Origin of the sequence: Paenibacillus lutimineralis, assembly GCF_003991425.1 — a bacterium.
GTDB lineage: Bacteria > Bacillota > Bacilli > Paenibacillales > Paenibacillaceae > Fontibacillus > Fontibacillus lutimineralis.
On record NZ_CP034346.1, the window covers coordinates 5270676 to 5290744 of the forward strand.

Annotated in this window: 16 protein-coding genes and 2 tRNA genes; 5 read left to right on the forward strand and 13 right to left on the reverse strand. The window is 47.4% G+C overall.

Features of this window, described 5'->3' with window-relative positions:
- Positions 1-12: 12 nt before the first annotated feature.
- The 7 genes from EI981_RS23275 to EI981_RS23305 form a co-directional block, all read right to left on the reverse strand.
- Complete coding sequence (locus tag EI981_RS23275; protein ID WP_127004939.1) at positions 13-939, reverse strand: ABC transporter permease; 927 nt, start codon at positions 937-939, stop codon at positions 13-15.
- Between the two features lie 466 nt (positions 940-1405).
- The gene (locus tag EI981_RS23280) at positions 1406-2707 is read right to left on the reverse strand and encodes an MFS transporter (RefSeq protein ID WP_127002308.1); all 1302 of its coding nucleotides are present in this window, start codon (positions 2705-2707) and stop codon (positions 1406-1408) included.
- 59 nt (positions 2708-2766) lie between these two features.
- A complete protein-coding gene (locus EI981_RS23285) occupies positions 2767-3924 on the reverse strand; it encodes a winged helix-turn-helix domain-containing protein (RefSeq protein ID WP_162616254.1) in 1158 nt (385 codons plus the stop codon).
- 203 nt (positions 3925-4127) lie between these two features.
- A complete protein-coding gene (locus EI981_RS23290; RefSeq protein WP_127002312.1) occupies positions 4128-5717 on the reverse strand; it encodes a multicopper oxidase family protein in 1590 nt (529 codons plus the stop codon).
- A 120-nt stretch (positions 5718-5837) separates the two neighbouring features.
- Positions 5838-6716: a M15 family metallopeptidase gene (locus EI981_RS23295; protein WP_127002314.1), complete on the reverse strand. Its 879-nt coding sequence runs from the start codon at positions 6714-6716 to the stop codon at positions 5838-5840.
- A 101-nt stretch (positions 6717-6817) separates the two neighbouring features.
- Entirely contained in the window at positions 6818-7927 is a 1110-nt protein-coding gene (locus EI981_RS23300) for a HAMP domain-containing sensor histidine kinase (RefSeq protein ID WP_127002316.1), read from the reverse strand.
- Positions 7920-8615, reverse strand: coding sequence for a response regulator transcription factor (locus EI981_RS23305; RefSeq protein WP_127002318.1), 696 nt, complete (start codon positions 8613-8615; stop codon positions 7920-7922). The genes EI981_RS23300 and EI981_RS23305 overlap by 8 nt, the downstream gene beginning before the upstream one ends.
- Positions 8616-8839: 224 nt before the next feature.
- On the opposite strand from EI981_RS23305, the gene EI981_RS23310 reads away from it, so the two are divergent.
- From EI981_RS23310 to EI981_RS23325, 4 genes are all read left to right on the forward strand, one after another.
- Entirely contained in the window at positions 8840-9040 is a 201-nt protein-coding gene (locus EI981_RS23310; protein WP_127002320.1) for a DUF6199 family natural product biosynthesis protein, read from the forward strand.
- Positions 9041-9126: 86 nt separating this feature from the next.
- Entirely contained in the window at positions 9127-9609 is a 483-nt protein-coding gene (locus EI981_RS23315; RefSeq protein ID WP_127002322.1) for a glutathione peroxidase, read from the forward strand.
- A 52-nt stretch (positions 9610-9661) separates the two neighbouring features.
- Positions 9662-9735, forward strand: a tRNA-Gly gene (locus tag EI981_RS23320).
- Between the two features lie 155 nt (positions 9736-9890).
- On the forward strand, positions 9891-10568 hold the full coding sequence (locus tag EI981_RS23325) for a phosphatase PAP2 family protein (protein ID WP_127002324.1): 678 nt from the start codon (positions 9891-9893) through the stop codon (positions 10566-10568).
- A gap of 58 nt (positions 10569-10626) precedes the next feature.
- Here EI981_RS23325 and EI981_RS23330 read toward each other — a convergent pair whose 3' ends face one another.
- The 5 genes from EI981_RS23330 to EI981_RS23350 form a co-directional block, all read right to left on the reverse strand.
- Positions 10627-11568: an ROK family protein gene (locus EI981_RS23330; protein ID WP_127002326.1), complete on the reverse strand. Its 942-nt coding sequence runs from the start codon at positions 11566-11568 to the stop codon at positions 10627-10629.
- A 99-nt stretch (positions 11569-11667) separates the two neighbouring features.
- Entirely contained in the window at positions 11668-12348 is a 681-nt protein-coding gene (locus EI981_RS23335) for an N-acetylmannosamine-6-phosphate 2-epimerase (RefSeq protein WP_127002328.1), read from the reverse strand.
- 992 nt (positions 12349-13340) lie between these two features.
- Positions 13341-13414 (reverse strand) — tRNA-Arg (locus EI981_RS23340).
- A 68-nt stretch (positions 13415-13482) separates the two neighbouring features.
- Positions 13483-13863: a hypothetical protein gene (locus EI981_RS23345; protein ID WP_127002330.1), complete on the reverse strand. Its 381-nt coding sequence runs from the start codon at positions 13861-13863 to the stop codon at positions 13483-13485.
- Between the two features lie 23 nt (positions 13864-13886).
- Positions 13887-14195, reverse strand: a complete 309-nt coding sequence (locus tag EI981_RS23350) for a hypothetical protein (RefSeq protein WP_127002332.1) — start codon at positions 14193-14195, stop codon at positions 13887-13889.
- 154 nt (positions 14196-14349) lie between these two features.
- Here EI981_RS23350 and asnB point away from each other — a divergent pair, with 154 nt between their 5' ends.
- The gene (asnB, locus tag EI981_RS23355; RefSeq protein ID WP_127002334.1) at positions 14350-16191 is read left to right on the forward strand and encodes an asparagine synthase (glutamine-hydrolyzing); all 1842 of its coding nucleotides are present in this window, start codon (positions 14350-14352) and stop codon (positions 16189-16191) included.
- 89 nt (positions 16192-16280) lie between these two features.
- Here asnB and EI981_RS23360 read toward each other — a convergent pair whose 3' ends face one another.
- Positions 16281-20045 carry a glycosyl hydrolase family 18 protein gene (locus EI981_RS23360; RefSeq protein ID WP_227011558.1) on the reverse strand — a complete coding sequence of 1255 codons (3765 nt, stop codon included), beginning with the start codon at positions 20043-20045 and terminating at the stop codon, positions 16281-16283.
- Positions 20046-20069: the final 24 nt, after the last annotated feature.

A 20069-nucleotide genomic window follows, 5' to 3' on the forward strand; every position in this document is an offset into this window, starting at 1 on the left:
TCTCCCTCCCCATCAGTACAGGCTCTCGCCCGTCGTTTTCCGGCTGAAGAAATTCCCGGTCATTACCAGAGCCAGACCAACAAGCGACTTGAATATTCCAACCGCTGTCGTATAGCTATACTGCTGCGACAGAAGCCCCGCCCTGTAAATATAAGTATCTAGAATTTCACCATTTTCGGTATTCAGCGCATTCAGGAACACCCACACCCGTTCAAAACCGAAATCGAGGAATTTCCCGATATGAAGCAAAAATAGAATCATGATCGTCGGCAGCAGTGCCGGCAGGGTGATTCTTAGCGTCTGCTTCCAGCGGTTAGCCCCATCGATTTGCGCCGCTTCATACAGTTCCGGATTGATACCCGCCAAAGCTGCTAAATATAGAATGGTGCCATAACCGGTGTCGCGCCAAACTCCGGATCCGATAAGTACACCACGGATATAAGCATTATCCCCGAGAAAATATAGAGGGTCGAAGCCAAACCAGCCTAACAGCTGATTTAAAATCCCCGTCGTTGGCGATAAAATCGCTACTGACATACCGGCAATGACCACCCAGGAGAGAAAATGCGGCATATATACCACGGTTTGTACAACCCGTTTGAACATCACCAGCCGCAGTTCATTAAGTAGGAGCGCTAAAATAATCGGTGCGGGAAAAGCAAAAACTAGATCGTACAGCCCGATCAGCACCGTATTTTTCAAAATCCGCAGAAAATCATAATGCCTGAACATTTCAGCAAAATGAGCGAACCCCACCCACTCGCTGCCGCCGAAGCCTTTGAAAATGTTATATTCCTGGAATGCAATGATCGAGCCGCCCAGCGGAATATATTTAAAGATCAGAAAATAAAGGATGCTGGGGATGGAAATCAGATAAAGCGCCTTATACTTCCATATCATGCGCCATATGTTGCCATCCTTGCCTGGCCTAGGCGCCATGCCAGCGGGTAGCCGCGCTGCCGTGTCCACTTTGTTATGCATCACTAGTCTTCTTTGCCTCCTTCCTAGCTTTTCTTAATAGTACTGCCGAGAAGGCCGACGCTGCATGGCGTCATATGCTGTAGTCTGGTGATTTTTTAAGGTGTTTCTAATCCCCTGCAGATCACCAGTTCAAAGAAAAAGCCGCAGAGACCGATTGGCCCTGCAGCGCAGAGGTGAGAATCATTTAACTAGACTAATATTTCTCTAACGAAACCCCATATCGCTATTTCCCTTAAATTGATCCGCTGAAAATTATAACGAAACTGGGTATCGTTATTTAGGTAAATCCGAGGCTTAGAAACTCTATTTCGCTCAAATAACGTTCTGTAGTTTCGTTAGATTTAAATGGTACCCCTGTTTTTTAGGGAATAACGATCTGTAGTTTCGTTAGTAATTGGTGGATCGCCCCCATTTGTAGCAAGCTTTAACCGGATACCTCTCTGATCTCCTGCCGCTGTAAGGACTGAAGCTCTACGGGCCACAAAATCCGCTGCATAGCCAGACTAATAATGCCGATGATGAGGACGACCAACCCTAACCAGAAAAACACACTGCTGACTCCTATGCTACGAATCAATATCCCCCCGATTAAGGGCGCACCGATCATCAATGTGCTGGTGGACATATTTTGAATACCAAAAATCCGGCCTGTCATGCCCTCAGGTGTTTCTTTCTGCAGCAGATAATTATAAGTTACAATACTAAGCCCGTTACCGATACCTATCAGAAGGCCCAGGATGATACTCCATATCTCATGCGAGCCTGCCGTCAGCAGTCCCATACTTCCAAAGGCACCCCCAATAAGTACGGCCCCTCCTCCGATGCCAATCCCGTAACTCGCTTTACCAAGCCGGTTCAGCAGCAGAATGGTAATAAATGCTCCGACTCCGGTAGCCGCCAGCATCCACCCCATCAAGGATTCGTTATGGGGAGCAATCTCCCGATACAATGTCGGAAATTGAAAATCAACCATCAGAATGATCAGCATTACGAGCATATTAACGATAAAACTACTATATAAAGCACGGCTCTTGACGAGCGCTGCCCAGCCCTGCTTCCATAACGGAATGAATCCGAGCTTATCCCCCTCTGTTTCTTCAGCTTCCTCGTGCTTCCCAGCCTGCTCATTCTGATCGATATGCCGCAGTGTAAACAGTAGGAGGCAAGAGATTAAGCGCGTTACAGCATTCACCAGAATACATAATTGCGGAGAGATCATCGTCAAAGCTACCGCTCCAAGAAGAGGGCCGACAATTTTGGAGAACTGATTAACAAGCCCATTGTATGAAGTCGCCTTGAGCAATTGATCCTCTCTGACAACCTGGCGTGTTAACGCCTGATGCGCAGGAACACGGAATACACCCATGGTAGCCCGAAGCGCAAGCAAAGGTAACAACCAGTACATACCGGGGGCGAATAGTAACGCTATGGTGAGTAGTGTCTCGGCTGCATCGGCCAGCATCATTAGATTGACTTTCTTCCACCGGTCAGCTATAACACCGGCAAATGAACCGAATAGAATCCCGGGCAGAGCGATCATGACCGGGATCAAGGCGATCATGAGTGGATCAGCACGCCAACGAAATGCTACCAGAATCTCAATGGCAAAGGCATCGAACCAATCGCCAAAGGATGAAATGGCATAAGCCGAATACATTTTCGTAAAAATCCGATTACGCCAGACAGAGGTCTGGGGCCCCGTTGAGATAGAGACAGATGTAGACATGTATATTCCTCCGTTAATAAGAATTAAATCCACTCTAACGGAGAAATATCAGAGGAATATCAGACAGGACCCAAAATCCGTTCGATCCTCTGTTCGATAGGTCGCTTATATGCTGCAAGTTTATAGATTCTTTCCAATTCATCATACCGGGCTTGGAACATCTTGAGCAGTTTTGGATCCGTATATGTCGTCTGTAAAAAATGAAGCATGCCTACGACCAACCCGATGAGTAACGGTATATTATGCGCTGTCTCAGCCGCCTTCAGACCATACTCCAAGGCTGATAAGGCCTCTTGGCGCTGATCCTGAAGAAGTAGCAATCTGCCCTTTATACTGTAGTAAGCGCCGATTTCCCGCAAATAGGGGGTCTGGACCAACATCTCTTCAATATGTATAGAACAACATTCTGCCTCGGCAATATGGCCTGCGAGCAGATGAATCTGCATCTCCGATGTTGCAATATGAATTTTGAAAATATCCAAGTCGCCATTTTCTTCTTCCACAGCGCGATACGCTTCCTGCACACGCAGCAGATCCTCTTCAACCCGTCTGTTTTTGGCATATAGACCAAGAATATTTAATATTTTCAGCTCCCGATGCATCTTAAACGGCAATATCTCCAGTTCAATGGTCCGTTCATAATAATCCAGGCATTTCTCCGGTTCGATGTAAAAAGCACAATAAAAATTCAGCAGCCAATATAGTTTTCCATACTCTTCCTCATCACTCTCCAGGAACCAATCCAGATCCGCGCGTACAAACTTCAGGAACATTTGATGCATGGAGTCGATACTCACGCCAAGCATTTCTTGCTGATTGACAAGGGCCTGCATCGATTGGCTCTGCCCCAGCCGCAGGTAAGTGTCGAGTAATTCTCCAATCTGCTGCTTAACCCCGCTATCCGTCAAGGAAGGTATCGCAAGTCCTGACGATTCTTCAAGCGTAAGGCTGTATCCAAGCCCTCGAACCGTGTGGAGATGCACCTTCCCACTCCATGCCTTCAGTTTTTTACGGAGCCGGTATACATGATCATCCACGGTACGTTCCCCCGGATATTCCATCGGCCACACCTGATCGAGCAACTGCTCCCGGCTGAAGACCTGACCGCGATTCTGGTACAGAAACTGCAACAGCGCGTACTCTTTTGCAAGCAGATGAATGTTCTCCCCCTGAAAGCTGACGGAATAATCCCGAGGTTCAAATTCAAGCGCGGTCATATATCTCCTCCTCCCTAACTCTGATATAGAAGTTCGTCTCATATTCTTCTTAATCCTATTAAAGCACGTTTAAGAAACGCCCCTCAACCTGTAGAGAGGAATTATTACATCCGACAAGGGCAAAAAAAACGCTCGCACTTCAAGTGCAAGCGGCATTCCATATTACGGTATGCATTTTGAGATCCATTCACCATTATATTACGTTATTCCGGTATGTTATCTACATTCGGATCAGGCGTGTATCCACTCTGATAACCGTTATATTTCACATCGGTGACCATCCCCGCCGAAGCATGATGCAGATCATGGCAGTGGAACATCCAGTCCCCTGGGTTATCTGCCTCGAAGGCAACTACATATTTCTCGCCCGGCTTCACATTAAGGGTATCCTTGATCACAGGCGCTCCTTCAAGCGGTTGTCCATTTTTGCCGAGCACTTGGAAGAAGTGGCCATGTAGATGCATCGGATGATCATCTTTCGAGGAATGGTTGATAAAAGTGACTTTGACCTTCTCTCCTTTATCAACCTGGATCGGATCGGTATCTGGAAATACTTTGCCATTAATGGTATAGACCATCTCGCCACCCTTCATCGCCGTGTTCAAGTTCAGCAGAACTTCCTGATCGAAGGATTGATCAAGAGAGAAGCGTGTCTCTGCCTGTTTGCCGTACTTAAGCAGATCGAATTGAGGCAATTCCTCAGGAGCATTAGATGCGTCTGTCTGCTTATTCTCCGCGCCCTCATAAGCGATGACTGCTCTCATATTCTGTACCCGAGCTTCATTTCCATGCTCCTCCAACAGCCAGTTCCCCGGATTGTTCGCTGTAAACTCAAGATCATATCTCTCACCCGGAGCAACAGCAATCCCTTGATCGGTAATCACAGCTGGGCTGTTCACAGGTTGTCCATCAGAGGAGACGATCTTGAATTCATGGCCATGCAGGTGCATCGTATGTGTCAGATAACCGGCATTAATCAAGCGGATTCGAACCTTCTCGCCCTGTTTGACTGTCAGTTTATCGATCGCGTCACCTGTCTTGCCGTTGATGGTATAGAGGTCGTACATGCTCATGTCATGTCCCATTCCACTCATGTCCCCCATATCCATTTGACTGTGATCCATTCCTTCCATATCACTCATATCCATGCTTCCATGATCCATGCCTTCCATCCCGCCGTTCTTCGCGTTGTTAGCATGGCTCCCCATATTCATGCTGTCAGCGCTCATCCACTCATCCAGTACTAGTGTATAGTCACGGTCGTAATTCTCATCCGGACCCTCCACAATTAACGATCCATAGAGTCCCTTATCCAATTGATTAACGCTATCCTGATGGGAGTGGTACCAATACGTACCTGGGATCGTTGCCTTGAATTCATAGGTAAAGGCTTTGCCGGGTACGACTGCATCTTGTGTAACCCCAGGAATTCCATCCATCAAATTCGGTACAGGATAACCGTGCCAATGAATAGAGACGGGTTCCTCGAGTTCATTCTGCAATTTAATCTTGACGGTGTCACCGACCTTCACACGAATTTGTGGACCTGGTACAGAATTGTTGAATGTCCATACCGGCAGAGTCTTACCTGCGGACACCTGCAGATTGCTGGCTTTTGCTGTAATCGTGTATTCCTTACCATCGACAACTGGCGTTTCTCTAGTTAGAGTTAACGGACTTGACGGGCTGTCCGCAGGCTTGCTGGCGGTTTCCGTAGCCTCGGACTTGGCACAACCCACAGCCACGATGCTGATCGCTCCAATCGCCAACCAGATTTTCAATTTATTTTTCATCCTTCCAACCCTCCACTTTGAATATCCTGTTAAATGTTACTTTACCCAGAAAATGTGTGGAAATGATGGGGAATGCTTATTTTTTAATTACTTCTATTAAATTATTTCAATTTGCAGCCATCACTCTTGCACCGTCATAATAAGCCCGCCTTCATTATCGCCAGAGAGCTCATACTCCTTACTCCCTGGAAGTTCAACCGTCTTGTTATGAGACTTCGGATAGTAGGTTACCGTATACTTCTTCCCCGCGACCTCGGCAGATATCCTTCCTTCCTCCTGTAAGAAGCTGATATACTCTTCAAGCACGAAGTTCTTCTCATGCATAACAGCGCTATGAGGTAGGCCAACATACCGGATATGCCACGGCTCGTATGCGATACCGGTGATATCGATCTTATCCTTCGGATAGCGCAGAATGAATCCATATTTCCAAGCGTTCTTCTCAATCCATCGCCCCTCGGGAGCCTCGGACATCTTCGATTTAGTCGATCCAACATCAAGTGATAATCCTAGATTATGCTCACTATTCCCTGCCGGCAGAGCATACTCCGAGCCCATCTCTTCATATAATACGTCCTGCTGCTCGAAATCCCGATAGCCGCTGCTGATCAGAAAATGGTTAACTCCATCCTTAGATGCTGCCGCAACCATATCCATGAACCTCTGCGCCACTTCTTCGGACAGACGAATGTTACGATCATACACCCCATAGCCCTCCATCAGGTTAGGGTAATCGAATAAATTAACAATATCTGTTCTGACACTCTCCTGTCGTACTGCGAATTGTCTATTAACCAGAAGCAGATTTCCTTGGTATATTTGGCTTCTTTCAACTTGCATTTTACTCGTGGTCTGAGACACCAGACGTGGAGACGAATTAGAATTATAAGTCTGCCTAAGACTTTGGATCTTCACATTATCTTTCAAGACCGGCTCTATTTTAATGAGTAGATAGCATAACCCCAGCATGAACAGTACGACAAATACCCTCTTCTTCATTCTCTAGCTTCCTCCTTGAAATCTGCTTGCCTATTAAGAATAGAGGAAACTTATAAAATAAAGATTAGGGTATTCTTTAAATATTTCTTAAATTATCCGCATTATTCAGTAGCTTTGCTCTCTTGCGGCAAGCGCACCTCAAACACGGTTCTAGTCAAGCTGCTTTCCGCAGTAATCGTTCCCTGATGCTGTTCTACGATATTTTTGGCGATAAACAGACCAAGTCCTTTACTGTCCTCCTGATGCGATCGTGCTTTATCCCCATTAAAGAACATGTCAAAAAGATGTGGCATATCATCAGCGGGGATACTCTCACCGTAATTAACAATTTGTACAACGATCGTATCTCCGTCCTCCATGAAGCCGTTAATATCTACGAATTGACCGTCCGTTCCGTACCGGCTCGCATTGGTCAGGAGATTCTCAAATACGCGAGCCAATAAATCTCCATCACCGATCATAGCAAGCTGTGTAGCCATATCTAGGCGAACCGTTAAATCATTCTTCTCAAAGACGGGATACAATTCCTCGCTCAGCTGAATCAGCAGTTCATTAATATTGATAGGCGTCTTCTTGAGCTTCAGCACCCCATAGTTCATCCGCGTGATTTCAAACAGCTCGTCAATCAACTTCTCCAGACGTTGGGATTTGGTAAAAGCAATCGTTAAGTAATGCCTGACCTGCTCTTTTGTTAACTGCTCTTCCTTCAAGATTAAATCGAGATAACCCAGAACCGATGTGAGCGGCGTACGCAAATCATGCGCCAAATTGACGACCAATTGATCCTTACTGCTCTCTGTGAAATCTCCTCTCTCAACGGCTTGTCTTAGCTGCTCACTGGCCAAATTAATGTCCTCCGCAATAGCTCCGAATTCATCATGGGACGGAATCTGGACCCTCTGTTTGAAATCGCCACGGGCAAGATGATTGATCCCCTCGGAAATTTGTCTGAAGTAGATCGAATATGGCCTTGAGAGTAGATAAAAAAACAGGATGGAAAGCGGTATAAATAGGATCAGGAAAAAGTTCACATCACCGATGCTCCGGATCAATTTACGATAATATGCCATGGAATCCTCAAGCCGTACGTTATTGCGGTAATAAATTTGCAGAATCTTATAAACGGTATAAGTGATAGCTCCAGACATCCCCATGCTTGCTGCAAACAACATCAGCATCTTTGAACGGAAACTACGTTTGACTCTAGCCATTGAACGAATACCCTACCCCCCACACCGTTTTGATCCACTTGTCTTTTTGTTTATCCTCCCCCAGCTTTTTACGCAGGGTACGGATATGAACCATGACTGTATTACTCCCCTCAAAATAGGCCTCGCCCCATACCTGTTCAAAAATATTTTCAACACTGAATACCTTCTTCGGGTGGCGGGCCAGTAAATACAAAATATCAAATTCCTTCGGCGTCACGACGATATCCTCACCATATAAAGTTATAGTCCGGCGGTCGACAGAGATCACTAGCCCACCGAATTCAAGCGCCGCAGATTGCTCTATCCTGGGCTGGTTTAGCTTCGTGTATCTGCGCAGCTGTGCGTTAACACGGGCCACCAACTCGATTGGTGTGAACGGCTTCGTCATATAATCATCGGCTCCAATCACAAGACCATGCACCTTATCGAAATCGGATGTTTTCGCACTTAGAAAGATAATCGGCATGTTATATTGTTCGCGTACCTGACGCGTTACTTCATAGCCGTCCATTTTCGGCATCATAATATCCAATATGAGCAGATCGACCGGCTGCGACAGAATGACCTGCATCGCTTCCAGTCCGTTATAGGCTGTGATGACATGGTAACCTTCCTTCTCCAGATGGATCGAGATCAGATCAGCGATCTCCACTTCGTCATCGGCAACCAGAATCGATATATGTTCCACTATTCCACTCCCTCATTAAGTTACATCTACATCTCTCACTATTCTCTATGATTTCTCAGGCTTATTCAAGACAAATGGTTGGTTGGATGCATTTACACGGAGCATTTTACACGGATACCTTCATCCTTATCTGAAATAATCACTTCTGGAAGCGAACATCTGAGGTACGGTGAATATGATGTAACAATAGCGCCTATTTACAACACCGCAAAGGTGGAGAAGAAATGAATTGGATAATTGCAGTCCTATGTATCGCTCTGGGGGCCGTGTCCACTCTCTTTCCGAGCTCGGCCTGGTACATGTCATACGGATGGAGGTATAAAGACACTGCTCCCAGCCAAGCTGCCCTTGTGACTCAGCGCGTTGGGGGCATTCTGCTGTCTCTGATCGGCTTCGTCATGATCACAGCCAGTTGCTCCTCCTAACCTGTCCGCCTCCTATATGTATAATTTGGCATTCAATGCTGTATTGGTTAAACTGACAGTAGGATGAAAATATAGGAGGCGCGATCATGAGCATATACGATTATGAGGTACGAACCATTTCCGGCGAAGTCACAACCCTGGAACCTTATCGGGGAAAGGTGCTGCTAATCGTCAATACGGCAAGCGGCTGCGGCCTGACTCCCCATTACCGGGGTCTGCAGGAACTATACACAGAATACGCTGAAAGTGGCTTTGTCGTTCTAGGATTCCCCTGCAATCAATTTGCTGGACAAGAACCTGGTACAGAGGCAGAAATCAAATCCTTCTGTGAGACCAATTATCAGGTTACCTTCCCACTATTCAGCAAGATTGATGTGAAAGGCGAGCATGCACACCCGCTCTATCAATACCTTGTGGAGTATACGCCCGAGCCTTACCGCACCGGAGACATCGAATGGAATTTCGTAAAATTCTTGATCGACCGTAGCGGCGATATAATGAAGCAGTACAGCGCTCGTACCGAGCCGGAAGCGATCCGACCTGATATCGAGCTGTTACTTCAGCAATGACCTTCCCCCTTGATCTTCCCGCTGCATAGGATTATAATAAATAATGCTTAATGCGGGTGTAGTTCAATGGTAGAATGCCAGCTTCCCAAGCTTGAGGCGAGGGTTCGATTCCCTTCACCCGCTCCATACTTATACAAGATTCGGCCTCTGGAATTGTCCAGAGGTCTTTTAGTTATTTTTACAAATATCCCCTTATGAAAAGGTTGAAGTAAATAACGGACCGATGTACAATAGATAGCATGCTTTCTAATCATACTATCCTATAGAAAGGCTTTGATGATGTGAATAAGTTGATTGAGCGGCTCCCAGAGAAATGGAGAGGCTGGCTTCCCTTGTTGCTCATGCTGATTTTTCCAGTGCTCGGCGCTCTGTACAAACTTGTAAATCGCCCGAAGGCGCAGGTCTACTATCTTGGCACCTCATTCGATCAGGCGACGCCATTCATTAAGTATTTCGCGCTTCCGTATGGAATCTGGATATTTTTTATTTATGTATGTATTGTTTATTTCTTCTTCAAAGACCGCAAGTCATATTACCGATCCTTACTGCTGTACACGGTCTCGGCCTTATCTTGTTACGTTATCTACTTAATGTTTCAGACTACGGTACCTCGGCCAACAGTAACCGGAAATGACCCGTTCAGTCTAATTGTAAAATATATATATAATCGCGACCTGCCGTTCAACTGCTTCCCAAGCATTCACTGTTTCTCCAGCTATATGGTGATGCGCTTGATCTGGACCAGTCCGGCCCGCAACCGTGTAAATACGCTTCTCATCAGCAGCATGTCCTTGATCATTATCGCTTCAACATTACTTATCAAGCAGCATGTCATTGTCGATGCGTTCGCAGGTATCGCCCTTGTTGAATTCTACATCTTGGTATTATTCCGTCTTCCAAGCCTATACCGCAGCCGTTCTTCCAAAGGACAGGTGCATCAGCGCGGTATCAATGCCTAACGTCAGGTATAGAAGAAGCTCTCCGTCATTGGAGAGCTTTTTGTTTTTTTATATGATTTTAAATAAAATAGCCTGCTACAGCTCCAACGACTCCACCATTATCCCCCAAAGATGCCGCTACAACTTCAATCTCCTCTGCTCTCTCCCTAAAAACGGGGAGCAATTGCTGCGATAACTGATCACGGACGGGATTCAGCAGGAAGTCTCCTTGCCTGGTAATGGCCCCTCCAATGACGATTCCTTCCGGATTAAAGATATGGACCATATTCGCCAACCCTGTCGCTATATACCGCGTATACTGCTCCAGTACGTGAATGGCCGCTTCGTTCCCGCTCTGCGCGAAGGCGAATACCATTTCCGGCTTATGGACTTCCGCCAATGCTAATCCAGCTTCCTTCACCAAGCTCATCAAGCCTGTCGCAGAAGCATACTGCTCCCAGCAGCCTGTTCTTCCACAATTACATGGATAGCCATCAAAGTTAATAACATGATGTCCTATCTCTCCAGCAAACCCGTCGCGCCCCGGATATGGCCGGTGATCGATAATCAGACAGCCTCCTATTCCTGTACCCAAGGTAACACAAATGAAATCCTTCCAGCGTCTTCCTGATCCTACCCATGCTTCCCCGAAAGCCATCGCATTCGCATCATTATCAACCAGTACAGACAAGCCTGTTTGGGATTGCAGCCGTTCACCAAGCTCCATTCCGGACCACCCCGGTAAATTGGCTGTTGCCCCCATAACAATCCCTGTACGGCTATTAACTTGTCCCGCCGTTCCAATGCCAACCCCCGCTACCTTCCAACCTTTACTGTCCGAATAAAGCTCCATTTCTTTCGTAATTCCAGCAATTCGGCCTAATAATGCCTCCCCACCTTCATGAGCCTTCGTCGGAAGGTTTAAGTGATGGACAACCTCTCCCTTGGCATTTACAATTCCTGATTTAATGTTTGTACCGCCAATATCCAAACCGATGGCCACTTCTTCAGAATGCCGCATCCATTCAGACCTCCATCTCTATCGATTCATCATGCATTCTTGATTGGTATCAATCTCTCCGCGCATAATATACCTATGAGTTAGATATAAAAACTATTATTATCGTAAAGCCTCGGTAAATTTCTTTGTAATTAATTGTGGCCTAGTAATAGCCCCACCAATGACAACGGCATAAGCTCCTGCTTGGATACACTGTGATGCCTGCTCAGGAGTATAAATCTTTCCCTCAGCTAACACAGGAATACTGACTTTCCGGCTGAGTTCTGCAACTAATTGAATATCCGGTTCTTCACTCTGCGGGCTATAGTCCGTATAACCAGACAAAGTGGTAGAGATGAGATCGAACCCTAATTTTTCTGCCTCTTCTCCTTCCACAACGGTGGATACATCTGCCATTAATAAAACCTGATGCTTCTCCCTGATCTTATTCACGATATCCGCTAGATTCACACCTCCTGGTCTGGTACGCAAGGTTGCATCCATGGCTACAATATCTGCTCCGGCCGCGATTACACCTTCGATCTCTTGCAGCGTAGGGGTTATGTAAACGTCAAAACCGCTATATTCTTGCTTCCATAAGCCGATCAAAGGTAAATGACTCACCTTCTTGATGGCCCTGATATCCTGTGGCGTATTTGCTCTAATTCCTACCGCGTTGCCCATTTCAGCCGCTATAGCAAAGCGTGCCATATAGTCGCTACCGTAAAAAGGTTCACCCTCAAGGGCCTGACAAGACACAATAAGCCCTCCCTTAAGAGATTGAATGATGGAATGCAGCATAGTACAACTCTCCTTAATCGATTTTTTCTTTATCTTGGATCCCAATGCTTCATTAATTTTAGGATATAATCTCCTTTTGCAAAATAAATAAAGGTTATTTTCTTCAATTATAGTTGTGTACCCCTGCTTTGTAAACACCTATTCACCTATCAACCTTCTCTAATTCAGACAAAAACACTCCATAAAGGTGAAGGATAACGAAGGGGCAAACAGTTGTTCATTGGAAAACATATATGGTCGACAGCCATCCAAGCGTGCCCGGACCCCGCACCTAGCGCAAAGGGAGAAGTGCGCACGATGAGGTTGAACGGGGCTCTCATCCCGTGGGATGCAATAGGGGCATGCCCCAGTATGGGCAAACATATGGGAATGCGGAAATTAAAAATATAGGATATATCCATATTATTGAGCCACCAAAGCCAGTTTAGCTCGCGAAGTGTTCGAGACAAAACGGTCAGGATTCTCATCTGACACAGGACGCAGGAATCCTGGAACTAGCGTGATCGTCCTTATCAAACGGTCAAAAATGACCGTTTGAGCAAAAAATAATCAACTGGGCTCTTCTAACGGACACTTTTGACCATTAGAAGAAAAAAATGCGGTTTTCCACGACATCTCTCCCTTGTGATGGACATAATTGTCCGTTACAAGGGCAGCGTACCAATGGATCAACGCTAACGGTCAATAATGTCCGAGTGATCCGGCAAAACATGGGGTTGTCCCATCAGGGTACTCGCGCTCCGGCGCGAGACTTCGCTCGCCCCCACTTGCTGATGCAGTTAGGCTCACTTCGACGAACCCCCCAAGGGGTTCTCATCCCAAAGGACGTAAAACCTCTAATTCCGTCCCATCAGGGTACTCGCGCTCCGGCGCGAGACTTCGCTCGCCCCCACTTGCTGATGCAGTTAGGCTCACTTCGACGAACCCCCAAAGGGGTTCTCATCCCAAAGGACGCAAAAAAAGCTCTCCACAATGGAGAGCTCTTTACATTACGTCCCAGAAGGGATTCGAACCCCTGACCGACGGCTTAGAAGGCCGTTGCTCTATCCTGCTGAGCTACTGGGACAAAAAAGAATGCGATATTTATTATATCGCATCTGGCTTATTTTTCAAGAGGTTTTATTTTACGATTAATTACATTTTATGGGATGCGGAGTGGGAAGTGAACTTCTCACTCAAGCTTTCGGTGATCCCTAAATATCCAAGTAATAGCTGTTTGAACTGCTCCCGCTGTACCGCAGGCTCGGGCCACCCCTCATCCCCGAACTGCTCCTCAGTAATGACGCCATATGCTTGATGCAGATCATTATTGAACCAATCAGTCTCCATCCTCGCATCACTCCGTATCATTCTGATGATCTTATACTGTTCCTCACTGCCATTCTCAGCAGAACGAGACACATACACCAGCAGTTCGGGATCATCCACCGCACCTGGACTTACTGCGATTTCCGCACATACAACTCCATCTACTTCTGTTAGCCGGGTAACCTTCGCATCTTTTATATAATACATTTCACACTGATCCTCTCGGCTCCTTAGTTCTCATATCCTATACGACTCAGTAGCTGCCTAGTCTCCTCCGTACCAAGTCGGTAAATCTCGCGGTATAAGTCGTCCAGCACGCTCTGATAGCTGCTATTGACCGTATCCTCTGGGCTGTCTGGCCATGGATAGGTATAAGCGAGGAAGGTACTATCTTCCTTCTCACCGAGCAACTCCAGCATATGACTGATCGCATCAACCTCCTCCGGTGTCGCACGGACCACCCATTCATAAGAGGTCGCCTGCGGATCATCAAGTACCGAACGTCCATGCACAGACACATAATACGTTTTTTTCTCCATTTATTCCGCTCCCTTCAAGCCTGGTCATCTATTTTAGTCATAGTTTTCCGTAAGGGACAGACATTTTATGCCTCCTTCCGGCATAATGTGTTATTACTTTTCGCCCGGTTTGACGAACGGGAACGGAAGGCATCATAGAGAGGAGGAACCACATATGTGCGGAATTACCGGCTTTATCGAATGGAACCGGGATCTGAGCGAAGAGCTGGATCTGGTTCTATCCATGACCTCCTGCCTTGAGGCAAGGGGCCCCGATGCACAAGGCACATGGATTTCCGGTCCCTGCGCCTTCGGTCATCGCCGCCTAAGTGTCATGGACCCGGAGAACGGGGCTCAGCCGATGACCATTCAAGAGGAACAAGCAGTCTATACCATTGTATATAACGGAGAGATTTACAACGCTCCTGAGCTTAAAGAAGAATTACGACAACGAGGACGCTATTTCAGAACCAACTGCGACACCGAAGTTCTGCTCCAGGCATACATCGAATGGGGACCTGATGCTGTAGAGCGCCTTAACGGAATATTTGCTTTTGCCATATGGGATAGTGTTCACGAGCATATATTATTTGCCCGGGATCGACTGGGTGTGAAACCTCTCTTCTATAGCGAAGCAGGGGATACTCTGGTGTTCGGGTCCGAACCAAAATCCTTGCTCCAACACCCGAAAGTAGAGGCTTCGGTCGGCCCTGAAGGGTTAGCGGAAATATTCGTTATCGGACCGGCCCGAACGCCTGGACACGGGGTTTACCGCAACATCAAGGAAATGCTGCCTGGACAGGTTATGATCTTCAACCGCTTGGGACTGCGTCGCTTCTCGTATTGGAAGCTTGAAGCACAGGCTCATGAGCACAGCATAGAGGACACAGCGGCCCATGTCCGCATGCTGCTGCAGGACACGATGGATCGACAGCTCATCTCTGATGTCCCGGTTTGCACTCTTCTGTCCGGGGGACTCGACTCCAGCGCCCTGACTGCGTTGGCCGTCGATTACTACCGTAGAAGCCAAGGACAGATGCATACGTACTCGGTGGATTACGAAGGGAATGACCAATATTTCAAGGCTCACAGCTTCCAGCCTGGAGCGGACGCCCCCTGGATTAAGCGAATGGTAGAAGAGCTTGGAACCGAGCATCATTGGATTACCTTTGATACTCCAGAGCTGGTTGATGCTCTGAGGGATTCTACTCTGGCCCGCGATCTGCCTGGCATGGCCGACGTCGATGCCTCGTTGCTGTTATTCTGCAAGGAGATCAAAAAAGGAGCGACCGTCGCGATTTCCGGCGAAGCTGCCGACGAGGTGTTCGGCGGATACCCTTGGTTCCATCGTAAGGAATTGCTAGAGTCTGGTACCTTCCCCTGGTCAGTAGCCACCGATCTTCGTTCAAGCCTGTTGTCCCCTGAAATTAGAGACTGGATTCGCCCCGAGCAGTATGTAGCGGATAGATACAGCCAAGCCGTGGCGGAAGTCCCTCATTTAAACGGGGAAAATGAAGATCAAGCACGCATGAGACTGATGTCATATCTCAACATTACCCGCTTCATGCCCACGCTGCTGGACCGTAAGGATCGGATGAGCATGGGCGCCGGACTCGAGGTTCGAGTCCCCTTCTGTGATCATCGCCTCGTCCAATATGTCTGGAATATTCCATGGGAGATTAAGACCGTTGGCGGGCGCGAGAAAGGCATTCTACGCAAAGCGCTTGAGGGCATTCTTCCTGAGGATGTCCTCTACCGTAAAAAGAGTCCCTATCCGAAGACGCATCATCCCGACTATTTAGCTAAAGTAAAAGGACAGTTGCTCGACATTCTCGATAATCCAGCATCGCCGATTCTTCCTCTAATTGATGCGGATAAAATTCGCACCATCGCCGCATCGCCAGAAGCGTCCAGCAATCTGCCCTGGTTCGGCCAACTGATGTCCGGACCTCAATTATTCGCCTATCTGACACAGGTGAATTTCTGGCTATCCCATTACCGTGTCTCCATCCGTTAATGAAGGACGAGAATTCAAAAGGGACTGTCCCCGACCGAGTTCATGATGAACTTAGCCGGACGGACAGTCCCTCTTTATGAACGATTCAACTAATTCGATAAGCCAAGTGACCGAAGCATTCTCATGACTGTTACGGCCATTTGTGCTTTCGTCACATTCGTGCTTGGTGACAAGGAGTTGGCGGAGACTCCCTTCATAATGTTCTGCTCTACCATCAGTGCCATAGAGCTCTGCGCATAGGCTGAGATCTCTTGGCTATCTTTAAATCCTGCCAGCACAGAGGTATCAGCTGTGCTACTCTTGCCAGCGTATTTCATCGCATTGGCCAGCATCACCGCCAGTTCCTGACGAGTAATCGCCGCATTCGGATCAAAGCGATCTGCGGATCTCCCCTGGACCAGGCCTGCCTGCTTCGCTACTGCAATTTCCTCAGCATATAAGGAATCCAGACTTACGTCAGCGTAAGGCGCTGTACTGTTCTCTTGTGGAATAAGTCCCAGCCCTCTGACGATCATGGCGATCACTTCGGCACGTGTAATATTGCGTTTCGCTCCGAACTGGTCAGTGGAATCGCCAGAAGCGATCATCTTCGTGACAGCCGATGAAATATCCTGAGCCGCCCACTCCAGATTATCCTGGAAGCCGGAACCTCCATTATCGATCAGTGTGAAAATACCGTTAGCATTTAATTTCAGCTCGGCCGTAATCGAATCGGCATTTTTCCCGAACAAGGCCGGTACAGCATGCAGATGATCCTTCCCCGGAATATAGCCTACCCCTGCTATGCGTCCGGTATTAACGCCCGTTGCATTGAAGCTCACTTTGCCACTCACATAAATATTACCGAAGGAGAGCGGTTCAGTTGTCTTGCCATCAGCAGATATCTTCTCGAGCTTGAGCTCGAAAGGTTGCCCATAGGTTTTCTTACCAGCTAGTAGTGCTTGCAATGCTCCTTCCAACGAAGGATCAATCGCACCTAACGTCAGCTTAACCATAGTCCCGGTAGGGAACATTGACACCGGGAAGCTGAATTCCATTCCGTTCAAGACAACGGTTAGACTGGAATTATCGAGTTCGGCAAGTGCCGCGATCACCTCTTGCGGCAACGTAATTTCCGCCTGCTTCAATCCTTCCTCAATGATGAGCTTGAAGGAAGTCGTCTGTGCATTTTTAATGGATTTTACCGTATCTGCGACGGGAAGGGTGACGATAGCTTTCTCGCCTTCCTTAACGATCTTCAGCGGTAACGTTCCCTTGTCTTTGGATTCTGGTTGAGGTGTAGGTGTAGATCCTCCCCCAGAGCTGGAACCGCCGCCCGATGGAGAGGACGGTCCGGAAGGTGAACCCGAATCCGTATCTGTCTTCACATTAAGACTCTCAGACGCTGCGGAAACTCTATTAAACTTCTCGCCATCCCGATCGATCGCCAGAACATGAATATTATAATTGGTAGCAGGTGTTAATGCTCCTACCGTATAGCTTGTTGTGTCGGAATAGCCCGTGAATTGGTTATCTACATAAATCTCATAGGCATGTGCCCCTTCTACGGCATCCCATTTCACCTGTACAGACTTAGAAGATTTAGACACGACTGTTGGCAGCTTTGGTGCTGGTAATTCTCGATCGTTTACCTTGCCATCAATCGGCAGGGCTTCGTTCAACACGGTAACCAGCTTATTGTCCCGGTCACCGCTAATTTCCCAGTTCATCGTCCCGGCGATATCAAGCGATTTTACCAGTGAGGCAGTATATAGCATGGAGTTTTCATCATTGTAGGTAATAAAAATTTGCTTCTCCGGATTGTACAGATACGCCACCTTGGCCGCTTCATTCCAATAACGGTCATAGCCATTCTTATTTACGTAATTGCTGTCCAGATCTGAGTAATCAAATATTCCCGTTTCCCAGCTGCCGAAGGAGGTTGAAGGCTTGGCGCAAGTCTGATATTCACCGCCTGTAGGACAACCTTCCCAACCCTTCCCATAAAAAGGGATACCCACAACCAGCTTATAATTCGGCACGCCGCCGTTCAAGTGACCCAGCAGCCCGCCTCTTACGTTATTTCTTGGCGCGTTTTCTGTAGGCAGCTTCTTGTCATAATACAGCGGAGCATTATGGTTCGCTATCGTCTGCCAGCTGCCGCTGAAGTCATATGTCATAATGTTGATGTAATCGAGATAAGCCGCTGAATTGGCAAAATCGGCATTGATCACAAAGTTATCGCCTTGTCCCGAGGCCATGGACAGCAGATAATACTTCCCGTCCTCAGACCCTGCCGCATCCAGTGCCTCCCGCAGTGCAGACATCATCAAGGTGAAATTTTGCTTGTCTTCCGGCCTTCTGGAGTTCGACTCTTCCCCTCCTTCAACCGGATACTCCCAGTCGATATCAATTCCATCCAGCTGATATTCTCTTAGGAACTCCACTACAGAATTGGCAAAAGCACGGCGGGTAATTTCATCCGCAGCCATATTGGAGAAATTTTTCGACCAGGACCAGCCTCCGACAGATGCCATCAACTTCAGGTTCGGATGTGCATCACGGATCGCCCGGAATTTCGCAAAGTTCTCCAGATCGACTTCAGTATCACCTACGATAATCTCACCGTCGAAAACATAGTCCTGCTGTAGTGGAATATCTTCGTTCTGGCATTCAACTCCCCCAGAGCCAGACTTCTTCCAGCAAAGATCTGCGAAAGCGTAGTTGATATGAGTCATCCTCGATACATCAACATCTTCCGGATAGTACTCTCTCTCGTATACGGACCATGCCATATAATAGCTCACTAATGTATAATCGCTGCCCGGTACGGCCGTTGTCGCGGCGCTCATAGGAGATTCCCACAGCTTGTTCTTGGCCACTACGGCAAAAGAGTAAGACTTGCCTTCCACAAGACCACTCGCTACATAGCGATTAACCTCACTGCTGCCTAGGAAGGTGCCATCCATATAGACATCATAAGACGTTGCTCCCGGAACGGGCGCCCATCCCAAGGAGACGGTCTGACGAGTCGCCGTGATCACTTGTAGATCCTGCGGAGACTCCAGCGTTCCCCAGGTGATCGTCACCGCATTGCTGTCAACAGACGGCAGAACCCCCGCTTTCTGAGCCCCGACGGTGAAGGTGAACTTGGTGCCTACTTCAATCTGATTACCAAGCGAATAGGTGACAGAAGTTGCTGTATTCTCCCAGGTCCCCGTTTTCCAAACGCCGTTCACATACAGATCATAGCCAGTTGCCTCAGGGCTGGCACCCCAGTTCAAAGTTACAGCTTGTTCATTGAGATCGGTTAATTTCAAATAACTTGGCGGAGTCAAAGGAGGGTCCTTGTATTCACTCATATCGGCGGGTGTAGTAAATTCTAGAATATTGCTCTTGTACTCTTTCGAGGGCCTATCTTTATTCCAGGTAATATACACCCTATACGTAGTCTCCGGTGTAAGACCGGGAATAGATCTGGTCCAGAGGTTTCCCCAAGTGATATAGCTCCCCGTATCAGCATTCCAAATATCGATATCATTAGCTTCACCTTCGATGAAATCCCACTTTAATACGACTTGGTTATGGGACAACTCTTCTATCGCAAGATTCGTTGGTCCCGACTTTACTTCGGAATCTGAATCACTGCTTAATACTGTGGAAGCATCAATAGCTTCATTCTCAGGTTGGGTAAGTTCTACAGCTGGCTCGGAAGGTTCTTGCTCTTCAGGCTGGACAATTTCAATCTGTGAATCTGTAGGCTCTTGCTCAGTAGCATAAACTTGCGAGGAATCAAGCAATGGCCCAAAGGCCAAGAGGAGGGCTAGAAGAAAGATAGCAGCCCTAACAAACTTTTTACGAAAACGAAAAAGCAATCCGGTCACCCCTTTATTCAACTA